This window comes from Bradyrhizobium sp. 63_E2_N1_3 (genome assembly GCF_052076005.1).
GTDB lineage: Bacteria > Pseudomonadota > Alphaproteobacteria > Rhizobiales > Xanthobacteraceae > Bradyrhizobium > Bradyrhizobium barranii.
The window spans coordinates 3,399,607-3,413,570 of the sequence record NZ_CP197235.1 but is presented as its reverse complement, the minus strand read 5'-3'; the positions used below and the strand labels follow the sequence as shown (position 1 = coordinate 3,413,570).

Annotated in this window: 14 protein-coding genes; 11 read left to right on the top strand and 3 right to left on the bottom strand. The window is 65.2% G+C overall.

The features are described 5' to 3' along the window. Nucleotides 1-12 precede the first annotated feature (12 nt). The 4 genes from AB7531_RS15795 (at nucleotide 13) to AB7531_RS15780 (ending at nucleotide 3,015) form a co-directional block, all read left to right on the top strand. Complete coding sequence (locus AB7531_RS15795) at nucleotides 13-1,368, top strand: 3-carboxy-cis,cis-muconate cycloisomerase (RefSeq protein WP_063982406.1); 1,356 nt, start codon at nucleotides 13-15, stop codon at nucleotides 1,366-1,368. A gap of 54 nt (nucleotides 1,369-1,422) precedes the next feature. After that, nucleotides 1,423-1,689, top strand: coding sequence for a hypothetical protein (locus AB7531_RS15790; protein WP_063982405.1), 267 nt, complete (start codon nucleotides 1,423-1,425; stop codon nucleotides 1,687-1,689). A gap of 42 nt (nucleotides 1,690-1,731) precedes the next feature. Next, nucleotides 1,732-2,514, top strand: a complete 783-nt coding sequence (gene pcaD, locus AB7531_RS15785) for a 3-oxoadipate enol-lactonase (RefSeq protein ID WP_039152039.1) — start codon at nucleotides 1,732-1,734, stop codon at nucleotides 2,512-2,514. Nucleotides 2,515-2,622: 108 nt separating this feature from the next. Further along, entirely contained in the window at nucleotides 2,623-3,015 is a 393-nt protein-coding gene (locus AB7531_RS15780) for a carboxymuconolactone decarboxylase family protein (RefSeq protein ID WP_039152041.1), read from the top strand. On the opposite strand, the gene AB7531_RS15775 is transcribed toward AB7531_RS15780, so the two are convergent. Both AB7531_RS15775 and AB7531_RS15770 read right to left on the bottom strand, forming a co-directional pair. Next, the gene (locus AB7531_RS15775; RefSeq protein ID WP_063982404.1) at nucleotides 2,977-3,513 is read right to left on the bottom strand and encodes a hypothetical protein; all 537 of its coding nucleotides are present in this window, start codon (nucleotides 3,511-3,513) and stop codon (nucleotides 2,977-2,979) included. The two genes, AB7531_RS15780 and AB7531_RS15775, sit on opposite strands and share 39 nt — an antisense overlap. A 182-nt stretch (nucleotides 3,514-3,695) precedes the next feature. Beyond that, on the bottom strand, nucleotides 3,696-3,854 hold the full coding sequence (locus tag AB7531_RS15770) for a hypothetical protein (RefSeq protein WP_166091448.1): 159 nt from the start codon (nucleotides 3,852-3,854) through the stop codon (nucleotides 3,696-3,698). 289 nt (nucleotides 3,855-4,143) lie between these two features. On the opposite strand from AB7531_RS15770, the gene AB7531_RS15765 reads away from it, so the two are divergent. The 5 genes from AB7531_RS15765 to AB7531_RS15745 all read left to right on the top strand — a co-directional run bounded on the left by AB7531_RS15765 (nucleotide 4,144) and on the right by AB7531_RS15745 (nucleotide 9,251). Beyond that, entirely contained in the window at nucleotides 4,144-5,061 is a 918-nt protein-coding gene (locus AB7531_RS15765; protein ID WP_028147449.1) for an ABC transporter permease subunit, read from the top strand. Nucleotides 5,062-5,071: 10 nt separating this feature from the next. After that, on the top strand, nucleotides 5,072-6,391 hold the full coding sequence (gene livM, locus AB7531_RS15760; protein WP_063986261.1) for a high-affinity branched-chain amino acid ABC transporter permease LivM: 1,320 nt from the start codon (nucleotides 5,072-5,074) through the stop codon (nucleotides 6,389-6,391). Continuing rightward, nucleotides 6,388-7,233: an ABC transporter ATP-binding protein gene (locus AB7531_RS15755; RefSeq protein WP_063982403.1), complete on the top strand. Its 846-nt coding sequence runs from the start codon at nucleotides 6,388-6,390 to the stop codon at nucleotides 7,231-7,233. Before livM ends, AB7531_RS15755 begins: the two co-directional genes overlap by 4 nt. After that, nucleotides 7,230-7,973 (top strand): ABC transporter ATP-binding protein, encoded by a 744-nt coding sequence (locus AB7531_RS15750; RefSeq protein ID WP_063982402.1) that lies wholly within the window; start codon nucleotides 7,230-7,232, stop codon nucleotides 7,971-7,973. The genes AB7531_RS15755 and AB7531_RS15750 overlap by 4 nt, the downstream gene beginning before the upstream one ends. A gap of 159 nt (nucleotides 7,974-8,132) precedes the next feature. Then, nucleotides 8,133-9,251 (top strand): branched-chain amino acid ABC transporter substrate-binding protein, encoded by a 1,119-nt coding sequence (locus tag AB7531_RS15745; protein WP_028147453.1) that lies wholly within the window; start codon nucleotides 8,133-8,135, stop codon nucleotides 9,249-9,251. Between the two features lie 74 nt (nucleotides 9,252-9,325). Here AB7531_RS15745 and AB7531_RS15740 read toward each other — a convergent pair whose 3' ends face one another. After that, a complete protein-coding gene (locus tag AB7531_RS15740) occupies nucleotides 9,326-9,712 on the bottom strand; it encodes a response regulator (RefSeq protein WP_063982401.1) in 387 nt (128 codons plus the stop codon). Between the two features lie 195 nt (nucleotides 9,713-9,907). Between AB7531_RS15740 and AB7531_RS15735 the strand changes: the two genes are divergently transcribed. Next, on the top strand, nucleotides 9,908-12,760 hold the full coding sequence (locus tag AB7531_RS15735; protein WP_063982400.1) for a PAS domain S-box protein: 2,853 nt from the start codon (nucleotides 9,908-9,910) through the stop codon (nucleotides 12,758-12,760). A gap of 54 nt (nucleotides 12,761-12,814) precedes the next feature. Beyond that, nucleotides 12,815-13,813, top strand: coding sequence for a P1 family peptidase (locus AB7531_RS15730; protein WP_441279983.1), 999 nt, complete (start codon nucleotides 12,815-12,817; stop codon nucleotides 13,811-13,813). Nucleotides 13,814-13,964 lie beyond the last annotated feature (151 nt).

The following is a 13,964-nucleotide window of genomic DNA, read 5'->3' as shown; positions in this document are numbered from 1 at the left end:
GTCCCGCGCAACATGAGCACAGCCCTCTCCCCCCTGCTCGCGCCGATGCTGTCGAGCCCAGCCATGCGCGCGGTCTGCGACGACCGGTCGACCCTCCAGAACATGCTCGATTTTGAGGCAGCCCTGGCACGCGCCGAGGCCGCCACGGATGTGATTCCCGCATCCGCCGTGGGCCCGATCGAAGCCGCGTGCAGGGCTGATACCTTTGACATGGCCGCCCTGGGCGAGGCCGCGACGCGATCCGGCAATCTCGCGATTCCCCTGGTCAAGGCGCTGACCGCCAATGTCGGCAAGGCCGATGCGGAGGCCGCGCGCTACGTCCATTGGGGCGCAACGAGCCAGGATGTCATCGACACCGCGACCATGCTCACACTTCGCGCCGGCGTCCATGCACTCGATGCCGATCTCAGCCGCGCCATCAAGGGCTTCGCCGCCCTGGCACGGAGCCATCGCAACACCGCCATGGTGGCGCGGACCTGGCTCCAGCACGCGCTGCCGATGCCGTTCGGGCTCAAGGCCGCGGAATACGCATCAAGCCTCGCCCGCGCCCGCTGCCGCCTGCGGCGGCTCTCCCGCGAGGGTCTGGCGCTGCAATTCGGCGGCGCGGCCGGCACGCTCGCGGCCCTCGGCGACAAGGGGCTCGTCGTTGCAGAGCGATTGGCGCAGGAGCTCAACCTGCCGCTGCCGGAAGCGCCCTGGCACACCCATCGCGACCGGATCGCGGAAGCCGCATCATGCTTTGCGATTCTCGCCGGAAGCTGCGGCAAGATCGCGCGCGACGTCTCGCTGATGATGCAGACCGATGTTGGCGAAGCGTTCGAGCCTGCCGGCGAAGGCCGCGGTGGCTCCTCGACCATGCCGCACAAGCGCAACCCGGTCGCGGCCGCGAGCGCGCTGGGATGTGCGACCATGGCGCCGCAGCTCGCCGCGACGATTTTTGCGGCCCAGGTGCAGGACCACGAGCGCAGCGCCGGCCCCTGGCACGCGGAATGGCCGACGTTGCCGCAATTGATGCTGGTCGCCTCGGGCGCGCTCGCCGCCATCGTCGACATCGCCGAGGGCCTCGACGTCGATGCCGCGCGCATGCGCAGCAACCTCGATGCAACGCATGGGCTCATCATGGCGGAGGCGGTCACCTTTGCGCTGGCCGACAAGATCGGCAAGAGCGATGCGCATCATCTGATCGAGGCCGCCAGCAAGCGCGCGGTCGCCGAGAAGAAGCACCTGCGCGAGGTTCTCGCGGCCGATTCGCAGGTCACGGCGCATCTTTCGCCGGAAAAAATTGCGGCATTGTTCGAGCCGATGGCCTATCAAGGGGCGTCGCAGGCCCTGATCGACCGGCTGCTCGCTTCCCTCAACGAATCCTAAATCGGCGAATGCGACTTCAACCTCGATCGAAAATTCGCTTTGCAAGGTTGGGCAATGACAATAGGCGTCGACAAGCTAGTCCACGCATTGCAGCGCGCCGCGTCAGGTGAGAACGTTGATGTTGAATACGCTCGAACGCTTGAATTCGATACACAGGACGGCAATGTCAGAAAAGCCGCCTTTGAGTCGTGGAGAAGGCTGGTCAACTTTGCCGACGACATCGATATACGATCGAAAGACCCTCATTGTGATAAGCAGATGAGGGAAGAGATGGAGTGGCGTTGGCGCGAATTGACCGCCCTCCTGACCGGGCGGCGCTAGCCGAACCAACCAAGAGCGTGCTTTGACAACGAGGAGCGACCGATGCCCATGATCGATGCCGACGGCTGCTTGATCAACGTCTCCGTCGAAGGCCGCGACGGCGGGCCGACCTTAATGCTCTCCAATTCGCTCGGCTGCACGTTGCAGATGTGGGAGCCGCAGATGAAGGCGTTGACGCAGGTGTTCCGCGTCATCCGCTATGACCGCCGCGGCCACGGCAAGTCCAACGTTCCGCCCGGCCCCTATACGATGGAGCGCTTCGGCCGCGACGTGCTGGCGATCCTCGACGATCTCAACATCGAGAAGGTGCATTGGTGCGGCCTGTCGATGGGCGGCATGGTCGGGCAATGGCTAGGGGCCAATGCGCCGGAGCGGTTCGGCAAGCTCATCCTCGCCAACACCTCCTGCTACTACGCCGAGCCGACCAAATGGCTGGAGCGCATCGACGCGGTGAAGAAGGGCGGCATCGCCGCAGTGGCCGATGCCGTGATCGCGGGCTGGCTGACCCAGGATTTCCGCGAGCGCGAGCCGCAGATCACGGCGAAGATGAAGTCGATGCTGCTCGCCTCCCCCGTCGAGGGCTATCTCGCCTGCTGCGAGGCGCTGTCGACGCTCGATCAGCGCGAGATGCTCGCCAAGATCAAGAGCCCGACGCTGGTGATCGCCGGCCGCCACGACATGGCGACGCCGATCTCGGCGGGTGAATTGATCCGCTCCAACATTCCCGGCGCCAGCATGACCATCATCGACGCCGCTCACATTTCCAATGTCGAGCAGCCGCACGCCTTCACCGACGCGGTGGTGGGTTTCCTGACGCAGCGCTAACCACGGCCGTCATTGCGAGGAGCGTAGCGACGAAGCAATCCAGACTGCCTCCGCGGAAAGATTCTGGATTGCTTCGCTGCGCTCGCAATGACGAAGGAGGAAATACAAATGGACGACCAGAAGCGCCGCGATGCCGGCATGAATGTGCGCCGGAAGGTTTTGGGCAATGCCTGGGTCGACAAGTCGATCGCGGGCCGCAACGCCTTCAACACCGACTTCCAGGACATGATCACGCGCTACGCCTGGGGCGAGATCTGGACGCGGCCGCATTTCGACGAGCGCACGCGGCGCGTGCTCGTGATCGGCACCATGGTCGCGCTGGGGCAATGGGACGAATTCCGCCTGCATGTGCGCGCGGCGCTCGCCGAGGGCGGCTTCACCCCCGACGACATCAAGGAAATCCTGCTTCAGCAGGCAATCTATTGCGGCGTGCCGGCGGCGAACCACGCCGTCAAGGAAGCCTCAGCGATTGTGCAGGAGCTCGGCCTGCTCAAGAGCTAGCGGCGCGGCGGTCTCGACGATCTCCCGAACGTTCTTGGGCGCCGGCGCGGGCCGCTCGATCACCACCACGATGGCAGCGCCGAGCAGCAGCAGGAGCTCGGTGGCATGCAGCCGGAGCGCGGCCATCTCGCCGACCTTCGAGGCCATCAACATGCTCGTAAACGAGATGAGGCTGCCGATCGCAAGCGCAATGCCGAGCGCCTCGTCGCTGCCGTCATTCTTGCGGACGCGGGGAATGCACAGAAGCGCGAGATAGATGGCAAAGAACGCCACCACCGTCAGCCGGCCCAGCGCCAGCAGCCAGGCGGCACGCACCGTGCTCATCCCCGCCATCTGAAGATGGTCGCTGAGGAACAGCGCCACCGCGACACTCGGCCGCTCGTAAAGGCCGTGCACCGGTGCCGCCATGATGTTGAAGGCCACGAGCGTCCAGGCCGGGATGAAATAGGCCGCCAGCAGGGCGCCGTTGACCGAACCGATCCGCCAATTCCTGAACATGCCGCTTCCCGCTTCGCTCGCTGCGCGCCTTCCATGGGAAGGCTTTGCCGGGGAGCTAACTCGCATCAGACCATGGCGGCAATTTAAACCCTTTGTTTACCTTAACCGGCCCGCCGGGCGGCGCGCCCAAGGAAAAAGGCCCCGCCTCCCGGCGGGGCCCTCTTCACGTCTAGGCTCCGAAACTACTTGTCCTGACCGTGCTGGCCGCCCTGTTGCTGGCCGGGCTTCTCGCCCTGGCGCTGCGGATCCTGCTGCTGCTGTCCGGGTTTCTGCCCGCCACCCTGCTGCTGCCCGGGTTTCTGAGTCTGCTGGCCCGGATTCTGATCTTGCTGCTTCGACATTTGGGGGAACTCCCTAGTTGGACCTCAGAGGAGAGACAACGGCCGGGATTCAGTTTGGTTGCTTTGCGGAACCCGGTTCCTCGCACCTGCGGAACCGAAATGACATCCGTAGCGAAATGACCTCTGTACAAGCCTTTGTGTCGAGGCATGGCCAGTTGCAGCCACCAGTTCCCTCCTGTTACAAAACGAGAAGAATGCTTAGGGGCTGCCGGGGCCCGAGAAGAAACTCAATCACACTTTCTCTCGAAGAGCTCCCTTTGAGCCGCGTCAGGTTTGGTAACGGCAGCCCATGGATTATTTCGCCCAGCAGCTCATCAACGGTCTCGTTCTGGGCTCGATCTACGGCCTGATCGCCATCGGCTATACGATGGTCTACGGCATCGTCGGCATGATCAATTTCGCCCATGGCGATGTCTTCATGATCGGCGGCTTCATCGCCCTGATCACCTTCCTGATCCTGATCTCGCTCGGCCTGACCGCGATCCCGGTGATCCTGCTGGTGGTGCTGCTGGTGTCGATGGCGATCACCGCGCTCTATGGCTGGACCATCGAACGCATCGCCTACCGGCCCCTGCGCCATTCCTTCCGCCTCGCCCCGATGCTGTCGGCGATCGGCATGTCCTTCGTGCTGACCAATTACTCGCAGGTCGCGCAGGGCGCCCGCGTCAAGCCGATCCCGCCCTTCATCACGGGCGGCTATACGCTGCACGAAAGCGCGGACGGTTTTGTGATCCAGCTCTCCAACATCCAGATCATGGTGGTTCTCACCACCATCGTGCTGCTTGGGATCTTCACCTGGCTGGTGTCGCGCACCCGGCTCGGCCGCGACATGCGGGCCTGCGAACAGGACCAGACCATGGCGGCGCTGCTCGGCGTCAACGTCGACCGCACCATCTCCATGACCTTCGTGATCGGCGCCGCACTCGCCGCGGTCGCGGGCCTGATGTACCTGCTCTATTACGGCCTGGTGGATTTCTTCATGGGCTTCGTCGCCGGCATCAAGGCGTTCACCGCGGCGGTGCTCGGCGGCATCGGCTCGCTGCCTGGCGCCATGCTGGGCGGTCTCGCGATCGGCCTGATCGAGACGTTCTGGTCGGCCTATTTCTCGGTCGAGTACAAGGACGTCGCGGCGTTCTCGATCCTGATCGTCGTGCTGATCTTCATGCCGACCGGCCTGCTTGGCCGTCCCGAAGTCGAAAAAGTCTGACGGTCGCCGCGTGACAGTTCTCTCGAGCAATACGACCAAACCTGCAACGGACATCCCCGCTCTGCTGAAAACGGCCTTCGTCAACGCCCTGATCGCGCTGGTGCTGTTCTCGCTGATGGTCGGCGTCCGCACCGAAGCGGGTTCCGACGGCCAGCTCACCTATTGGACCCGCTTCGGCGAGGTCGCCTCCCTCGTCGCCGCTGTGTTCGGCGGCTCGATCGTGCTCGGGCTGCTCAGGCAATGGATCGGTCCGACCGGCACCGAGAAGCTGGTGCCGCCGGCGGTGCGGAGCGGGATGTCGTTCGTCGGCCGCTACCTGGCGCCCGCGCTTCTGATCTTCACGGTGCTTGTGCCCGTGATCTTCTATGATCAGCGCTATATCCTCGACCTCGCGATCCTCGTGCTCACCTATGTCATGCTCGGCTGGGGGCTGAACGTCGTGGTCGGGCTCGCCGGCCTGCTCGATCTCGGCTACGTCGCCTTCTACGCGGTCGGCGCCTATTCCTACGCGCTGCTGGCCACCAATTTTGGCTGGTCGTTCTGGGTCTGCCTGCCGCTTGCCGGCATCCTCGCCGCGTTCTGGGGCGTGCTGCTCGGCTTCCCCGTGCTGCGCCTGCGCGGCGACTATCTCGCCATCGTGACGCTCGCCTTCGGCGAGATCATCCGCCTCGTCATCATCAACTGGCAGAGCCTTACCGGCGGCCCCAACGGCGTCTCCAGCATTCCCCGCCCCTCGTTCTTCGGCATCCCGCTGGACAACAGCGACAACGGGCTCGCCGCCAGGCTCGGCATCGAATATTCGCCGACCCAGCGCATCGTCTTCCTGTTCTACCTGATCCTGGCGCTTGCGCTGCTCACCAACTGGGTGACGATCCGGCTGCGCCGCCTGCCGATCGGCCGCGCCTGGGAGGCCTTGCGCGAGGACGAGGTCGCCTGCCGCGCGCTCGGCATCAACACCACGACCACCAAGCTCACGGCGTTCGCGACCGGCGCCATGTTCGGCGGCTTTGCCGGTGCGTTTTTCGCGACGCGCCAGGGCTTCATCAGTCCGGAATCCTTCACCTTCCAGGAATCGGCGCTGGTGCTCGCCATCGTCGTGCTCGGCGGCATGGGCTCGCAGCTCGGCGTCGCGCTCGCTGCGCTCGCCATGATCGGCGGCTTCGAGCTGTTCCGCAGCCTCGAGACCTACCGCATGCTGGTGTTCGGCATGGCCATGGTGCTGATCATGATCTGGCGGCCGCGCGGCCTGATCGGCCATCGCGCGCCGACCGTGTATCTGACCAAGGCGCAGGCGATCTCCTCCGACCTCGTCAAGGAAGGGCACGGATGAGCGGCGACAAGATTAGCGACAAGATTCTTGGCGTCGACCGGCTGACCATGCGCTTCGGTGGCATCGTCGCCGTGCAGGACCTGTCGTTTGCGGCCGAACGGAAGAAGATCACCGCGCTGATCGGACCGAACGGCGCCGGCAAGACCACCGTGTTCAACTGCATCACCGGCTTCTACAAGCCGAGCGGCGGCGCCATTCGCCTCACCCATGACGACGGCAAGGTGATTGCGCTGGAGCGGCTCAATGATTTCCGCATCGCCAAGCAGGCCAAGGTGGCGCGCACCTTCCAGAACATCCGCCTGTTTCCCGGCATGACCGCGCTGGAAAACCTGATGGTGGCGCAACACAACGCGTTGATGCGCGCCTCCGGCTTCACCTTTCTCGGCCTCATCGGCGCGCCCGGCTACCGCGACGCCGAAAAGCGCGCGATCGACCTCGCCACCGACTGGCTGAAGCGGGTCAATCTGCTCGACCGCGCCGACGATGCCGCCGGCAATTTCGCCTATGGCGACCAGCGCCGGCTCGAGATCGCGCGCGCGATGTGCACCGAGCCCGCGCTTTTGTGCCTGGACGAGCCCGCCGCGGGTCTCAACGCGCGCGAGAGCGCAGCCTTGAGTGAGCTCCTGCTCTCGATCCGCAACGAGCTCGGCACCTCGATCCTGCTGATCGAGCACGATATGTCGGTCGTGATGGAGATCTCCGACCACATCGTGGTGATGGACCATGGCGTCAAGATCGCGGAAGGCTCGCCGCGCGAGATCCGCGACGATCCCAAGGTGATCGCCGCCTATCTCGGCACCGACGAGGAAGAGGCCGTGGCCGTGATGGAGAGCGGGTCGTGACGTCGGCGTCCACTCCCCTGCTTTCGATCCGGGGCCTGCGCGCGGCCTACGGCAAGATCGAGGCACTGAAGGGCGTCGATGTCGAGATTAGCGCCGGCGAGATCGTCGCGCTGATCGGCGCCAACGGCGCCGGCAAGTCGACGCTGATGATGACGATCTTCGGCAAGCCGCGCGCCCACGCCGGGCAGATCCTGTACGAAGGCCGCGACATCACCGAGGTTCCCACCCATGAGATCGCCCATTTGCGCATCGCGCAATCGCCGGAAGGCCGCCGCATCTTCCCGCGCATGAGCGTGGCGGAAAACCTCCAGATGGGGGCGGATGCCACCGGATGCACCGACGCCGAACGCGAGGCCACGCTGCAACGCGTGTTCACGCTGTTCCCGCGCCTGAAGGAGCGCTACGCCCAGCGCGGCGGAACGCTGTCCGGCGGCGAGCAGCAGATGCTGGCAATCGGCCGCGCTCTGATGAGCCGCCCCCGCCTGCTTCTGCTCGACGAGCCCTCGCTCGGGCTGGCGCCGCTGATCGCGCGCCAGATTTTCGATGCGATCCGCACCCTGAACCGCCAGGACGGCCTGACGGTCCTGATCGTCGAGCAGAACGCCAACCATGCACTGAAGCTCGCCCATCGCGGTTACGTCATGGTCAACGGCCTGATCACGCTGGCCGGGACCGGCGCCGAGTTGTTGCAGCGCCCCGAGATTCGCGCCGCCTACCTGGAGGGCGGCCGGCACGGCTGAGGTTGCCGACGGGGAGCGCGTGCGGCCGAATGTGGCGAGATATCTCCGCCAATGCCCGTATTTTGCCGGTGACTTCTCCCGAGATTCATTCGAGAATGGCGCCGGTTTGGACCGGGCGTATCCGGCAACTTCCACAGGCGACCACCCGCGAGGTATCTCATGAAATCACTGAAGCTCATCGGTCTGGCATTCGGCGCGTCGATCGCGCTATCGAGCGCGGCTTTCGCGCAGGATGTCACCGTCGCAGTCGCAGGCCCGATGACCGGCGGAGAGTCCGCCTTCGGCCGCCAGATGAAGAACGGCGCCGAGATGGCCGTGGCTGACATCAACGCCGCCGGCGGCGTCAACGGCAAGAAGCTCGCGCTCAACGTCGAGGACGACGCCTGCGACCCGAAGCAGGCGCGCTCGATCGCTGAAAAGATCGCCGGCGCGAAAATCCCGTTCGTGGCCGGGCACTATTGCTCGTCGTCGTCGATCCCCGCCTCCGAAGCCTATGCCGACGGCAACGTGCTCCAGATTACCCCCGCCTCGACCAATCCGAAGTTCACCGATAGCGGACTCTGGAACGTGGCGCGCGTCTGCGGCCGTGACGACCAGCAGGGCCTGGTCGCGGCGCAGTACATCGCCAAGAACTACAAGGGCAAGAACATCGCGATCCTCAACGACAAGACCACCTACGGCAAGGGTCTCGCCGACGAGACCAAGAAGGCGCTCAACAAGGCCGGCATCACCGAGAAGATGTACGAGTCCTACAACAAGGGCGACAAGGACTTCAACGCGATCGTCTCGCGCCTGAAGCGCGACAACATCGACCTCGTCTATGTCGGCGGCTATCATCAGGAGAGCGGCCTGATCCTGCGCCAGATGCGTGACCAGGGCCTCAAGACGATCCTGATGGCCGGCGACGCGCTCGCCGACAAGGAGTACGCCTCCATCACCGGTCCGGCCGGCGAAGGCACGCTGTTCACCTTCGGCCCCGATCCGCGCAACAAGCCGACCGCGAAGAAGATCGTCGACGCCTTCAAGGCCAAGAACATCGACCCCGAGGGCTATACGCTCTACACCTACGCGGCGATGCAGGTCTGGTCGCAGGCGGCAAAGAAGGCCGGCACCACGGACGCCAAGAAGGTCATGGCGGCGATCAAGGCCGGCAAGTGGGACACCGTGATCGGCCCGATCGAGTATGACGCCAAGGGCGACATCAAGCAGCTCGACTATGTCGTCTACAAATGGGACGCCAAGGGCGGCTACGCTGAGATCAAGGGCAACGGCACCTAAGACAGGATGCCTGACCTTTTAACCGGATCAATCCAACGCCCCGGTTCGCCGGGGCGTTTTCTTTCGCTGTGCGGTCACACGGCTGCGGAGAGTTCGCCGCCCGCCGCAGCCCGGGCCTTGTGGAGCGCTTGCAGGAGATCGTTCGGCCGAAATGGCTTTTGCAGGCATACCACGTCGGCCAGACCAGGCGCCTCGCCCATGAAATCCAGCGCGGTCATGCCGGAGACCGCGACGATCGGGAACCCGGGAACTCGCTCGCGAATGGCCACCATGACGTCAACGCCGCTGGTGTCGGCCAGGAAAATATCGACGATCGCGGCATCGAAAGCGCCCTCGCTGAAGGCTTTCAGGCCCGCCGCGCCGCTCTCGGCTTCGACGACGTCAAAGCGGTTGACCCGAAGCACGATCGCGACCATGGCGCGGACCTCCTTCTGGTCGTCGACAACGAGAACACGGCGCATGGGAACAACTCCCGGATACGTATCATTATTTGGTTCAATTCACCGCAACTGCCCGGCAAGGCAGTATGGGTCTGTCCCGGTAAATCACCTCTTACCAGCTACCTGTTCCAAGTCCCACCCCAAGTTAAATAAGCTGTAACCTTCGGTTGAGTCGCATGCGCTTTCTGTCAGGATGCGCGCCCGGAGCGGGCTACCATGCGGGTAGCGGCTTCCCGGCCGGAAGAGATTGACGTAGGAGGTCATCATGCCGGCTTACGAGAGATCGACGTGCTAGCGCCTAACGACCGAAGCACATTCCTGTCGACCTTGCCGGCTACGCGAAGCGATCGCAGGGCTGCGTTGGCGATCGTCGGCATCTCCGCGATCCTGTTCGCACTGGCGGTACCGTTTGCGGGCTTGCCGCTCGCACAGGTGCCGGCCTTCGTGGCGAGCTACCAGTCGGCGCTCGCGGTCAGCGACATCATCACCGCCGTTTTGCTGCTGTCGCAGTTCGCCGTGCTGCGCAGCCGCGCGCTGCTGCTGCTGTCGATCGGCTATCTGTTCACGGCGGGCGCCGCGGTGACCCACGCCCTCACCTTCCCCGGGCTGTTCGCCCCGGCCGGATTGTTCGGTGCAGGCTCACAGACCACCGTCTGGCTCTATATGATCTGGCACGCCGGTTTCCCGCTGTTCGTGCTGGCCTATGCCTGGCTCAAGGACGGCAACGGCGGCAACAGGGTTGCGGGCGCGACGGCTCCCGCGATCGCACTTTCCGTCGCCGGCGTGTTCGTCGCGTTGACCGTCTTCGCCTGGCTGGTGACTGCGCAGCACGGCCTGCTACCGGTCCTGCTCAAGGACGGCCACTACACCCCCACCATGATCGGCGTGGTGTCGTTCGTGTGGTCCCTCAGCTTCGCGGCGCTGGTCACGCTGTGGTTTCGCAAGCCGCACACGGTGATCGACATCTGGCTCATGGTCACGATGTGCGCCTGGCTGTTCGACATCGCGCTGTCGGCGATCGTCAACGTCGCGCGTTTCGACCTCGGCTTCTATGCCGGCCGGCTCTACGGCCTCTTTGCGTCGAGTTTCGTGCTCGCGGTGCTGCTGATCGAGAACGTGCGGCTCCAGGCCAACACGGCAGGCATGGTCGGCGCGCTGCAGCGGCAGTCGAGCTCGGAGCGGAACTATTATGCCGAGCGCGAGCGGCTGTTCAGCGCCGTCGTCGAGTCCTCCAACGACGCCATCATCACGAAGTCGCTCGACGGCACCATCACGTCCTGGAACAAGGCGGCCGAGCGCGTCTTCGGCTACTCCGCCAGCGAGGCGATCGGCCGCCAGGTCGATATCATCATGCCCGAGGGGCAGCGCGAGGAAGTCGCCGAAATGCTGGCCCGCACCCGCAACGGCGAGGTCATCGACCAGCACGAGACCGTGCGGCTGCACAAGAGCGGCCAGCCGATCGACGTCCTGCTGAGCCAGGTCCCGCTGCGATCGACCGACGGCAAGATCATCGGCGCCTCCAAGGTCGCCCGCGACATCACCGAGCGGAAGCGGGCGGAATCCGCCCTCAACCGCGAGATCGAGGAGCGCCAGCGCATCTTCGAGACCTCGCAGGACCTGATCCTCGTGACGGACGGTTACGGCAATTTCATCCAGATCAGCCCGAGCGTGAAGGACATCCTCGGGTACAAGCCGGAGGACATGATCGGGCACAGCGCCATCGAGTTCATTCACCCCGATGACCTCGACAACACCCGCAGCGAGATGCGCGCGGCGCGGCGTGGCGCCGTCAAGCGCAGCTTCGAGGCGCGCTACTACCACTACGACGGTCACGAGGTGACGCTGAACTGGATGGGGACCTGGTCGGAGCCGGTGAAGCGCCATTTCTTCATCGGCCGCGACCTCACCGAGAAGCAGGCCGCGGAAGCCCAGCTCAGGCAGGTCCAGAAAATGGACTCCATCGGCCAGCTGACCGGCGGCGTCGCCCACGATTTCAACAACGTGCTGACCGTCATCACCGGCACGATCGGCATCCTCGCGGATGCGGTGGCCGACCGTCCCGAGCTCGCCGCCATCACCAAGCTGATCGACGACGCCGCCGAGCGCGGCGCGCAACTGACCAAGCACCTGCTCGCCTTTGCCCGCAAGCAGCCGCTCCAGCCGCGCGAGATCGACGTCAATGCGCTGGCGCTCGAGGCCGCCAAGCTGCTGCACCCGACCCTCGGCGAGCAGATCACCATCATGCCGCAGCTCACCGAGGATGCCTGGCCGGCGCTGGTCGACCCGGGCCAGCTTTCCACCGCGATCCTCAATCTCGCGCTGAACGCGCGCGACGCCATGCCGGACGGCGGCACGCTGGTGCTGGAGACCCGCAACATCTTCCTCGACGACGGCTATGCCAGCATGAATCCCGACGTCGTCGCCGGCAGCTATGTGATGATCGCGGTCAGCGACACCGGCACCGGCATTCCACCGGACCTGATGGAGCGGGTGTTCGACCCGTTCTTCACCACCAAGGAGGTCGGCAAGGGCACCGGGCTCGGGCTCAGCATGGTGTTCGGCTTCGTCAAGCAGTCCGGCGGCCACATCAAGATCTACAGCGAGGAAGGCCACGGCACGAGCGTGAAGATCTACCTGCCGCGCTCGAGCGGCGTGCAGGAGAGCGAATACGAGTCGCTCCAGAACGTGCCCATCGCCGGCGGCGACGAGAAGATCCTGATCGTCGAGGACGACGCGCTGGTACGGCAATATGTCGTGACCCAGATCAAGAGCCTCGGCTATGCCGCGCTCGAGGCCGCCAACGCGGCCGAAGCCCTCACCATCATCGATGCCGACAAGGGCATCGACCTGCTCTTCACCGACATCATCATGCCGGGCCACATGAACGGCCGCCAGCTCGCGGACGAGGCGGTGCGGCGGCGTCCCGACCTGAAGACGCTGTTCACCTCGGGCTACACCGAGAACGCCATCGTCCATCACGGCCGGCTCGATTCCGGCGTGCTGCTGCTGGCCAAGCCCTACCGCAAATCCGAGCTTGCCAAGATGCTCAGGACGGCGCTGGCGAGTTGAGCGCGCGGCACCGGTGCGCTATCGCTGATGCCTGAAGCGCATGGAGTGCCGGCCTTGAAAAACCTGCTTACCGATATCGCCGGCGTCCGCGTCGGCCATGCCGAGGATGCGAAAGTCGCCTCTGGCACGACGGCGATCATCTTCGATGCCCCGGCGGTCGCGGCGATCGACGTGCGCGGCGGCGGGCCCGGCACGCGCGAGGATGCGCTGCTCGATCTTGCCAGCACGGTCGAGCGCATCGATGCGATCGCGCTGTCCGGCGGCTCCGCCTTTGGCATCGAGACCGGCGGCGGCGTCCAGGCCTGGCTTGCCGAACAGGGCCGCGGTTTCCGGATTCGCGAGGCGGTGATCCCGATCGTGCCGGGCGCCATCGTGTTCGACCTGCTCAACGGCGGCGACAAGGCCTGGGGGCGCTTCGCGCCCTATCGCGATCTCGGCTACGCGGCAGCTGTGGCCGCGGGCCACGATTTCGCGCTGGGCAGTGTCGGCGCGGGCCTCGGCTGTACCACCGCGACCTTCAAGGGCGGCCTTGGCTCGGCTTCAGCGGTCCTGCCCAACGGCATCAAGGTCGCCGCCATCATGGTCGTCAACGCGGTCGGCAGCGCAACTGTCGGCGAGGGACCGTGGTTCTGGGCGGCGCCGTTCGAGGAAAACGGCGAGTTCGGCGGGCGCGGCCTGCCTGCCAAATTCACGCCTGACATGCTGGCGATGCGCATCAAGGGCGGCCCGGCCGCAAGCGCGCGCGAGAACACCACGATCGGCCTCGTCGTCACCGATGCGACGCTGACCAAGGCCCAGGCCAAGCGGCTTGCGATGATCGCGCACACCGGATTTGCCCGCGCCATCTATCCCGTGCATGCCCCGACCGACGGCGACGTGCTGTTTGCGGCTGCGACCTGTGAGAAGCCGATCGAGCCGCTGGTCGGCCTCACCGAGCTCGGCACGGTCGCCGCCAACATGGTCGCGCGCGCGATCGCGCGCGGCGTGTACAGCGCGACAGCGCTGCCGTTTGCGGGAGCATTACCGGCGTGGAAGGACCGCTTCGGCGCGTAAGGGGCACGCGCCTCTCACCACATATCGCGCGTCATCGCCCGGCGAAGACCGGGCGATCCAGTATTCCAGAGACAGTTGTGATTGAACCAAGAAGCCGCGGCGTACTGGATGCCCCGGTCCCGGCTCCGCCAAGGCTACGCCGGGGCCACAA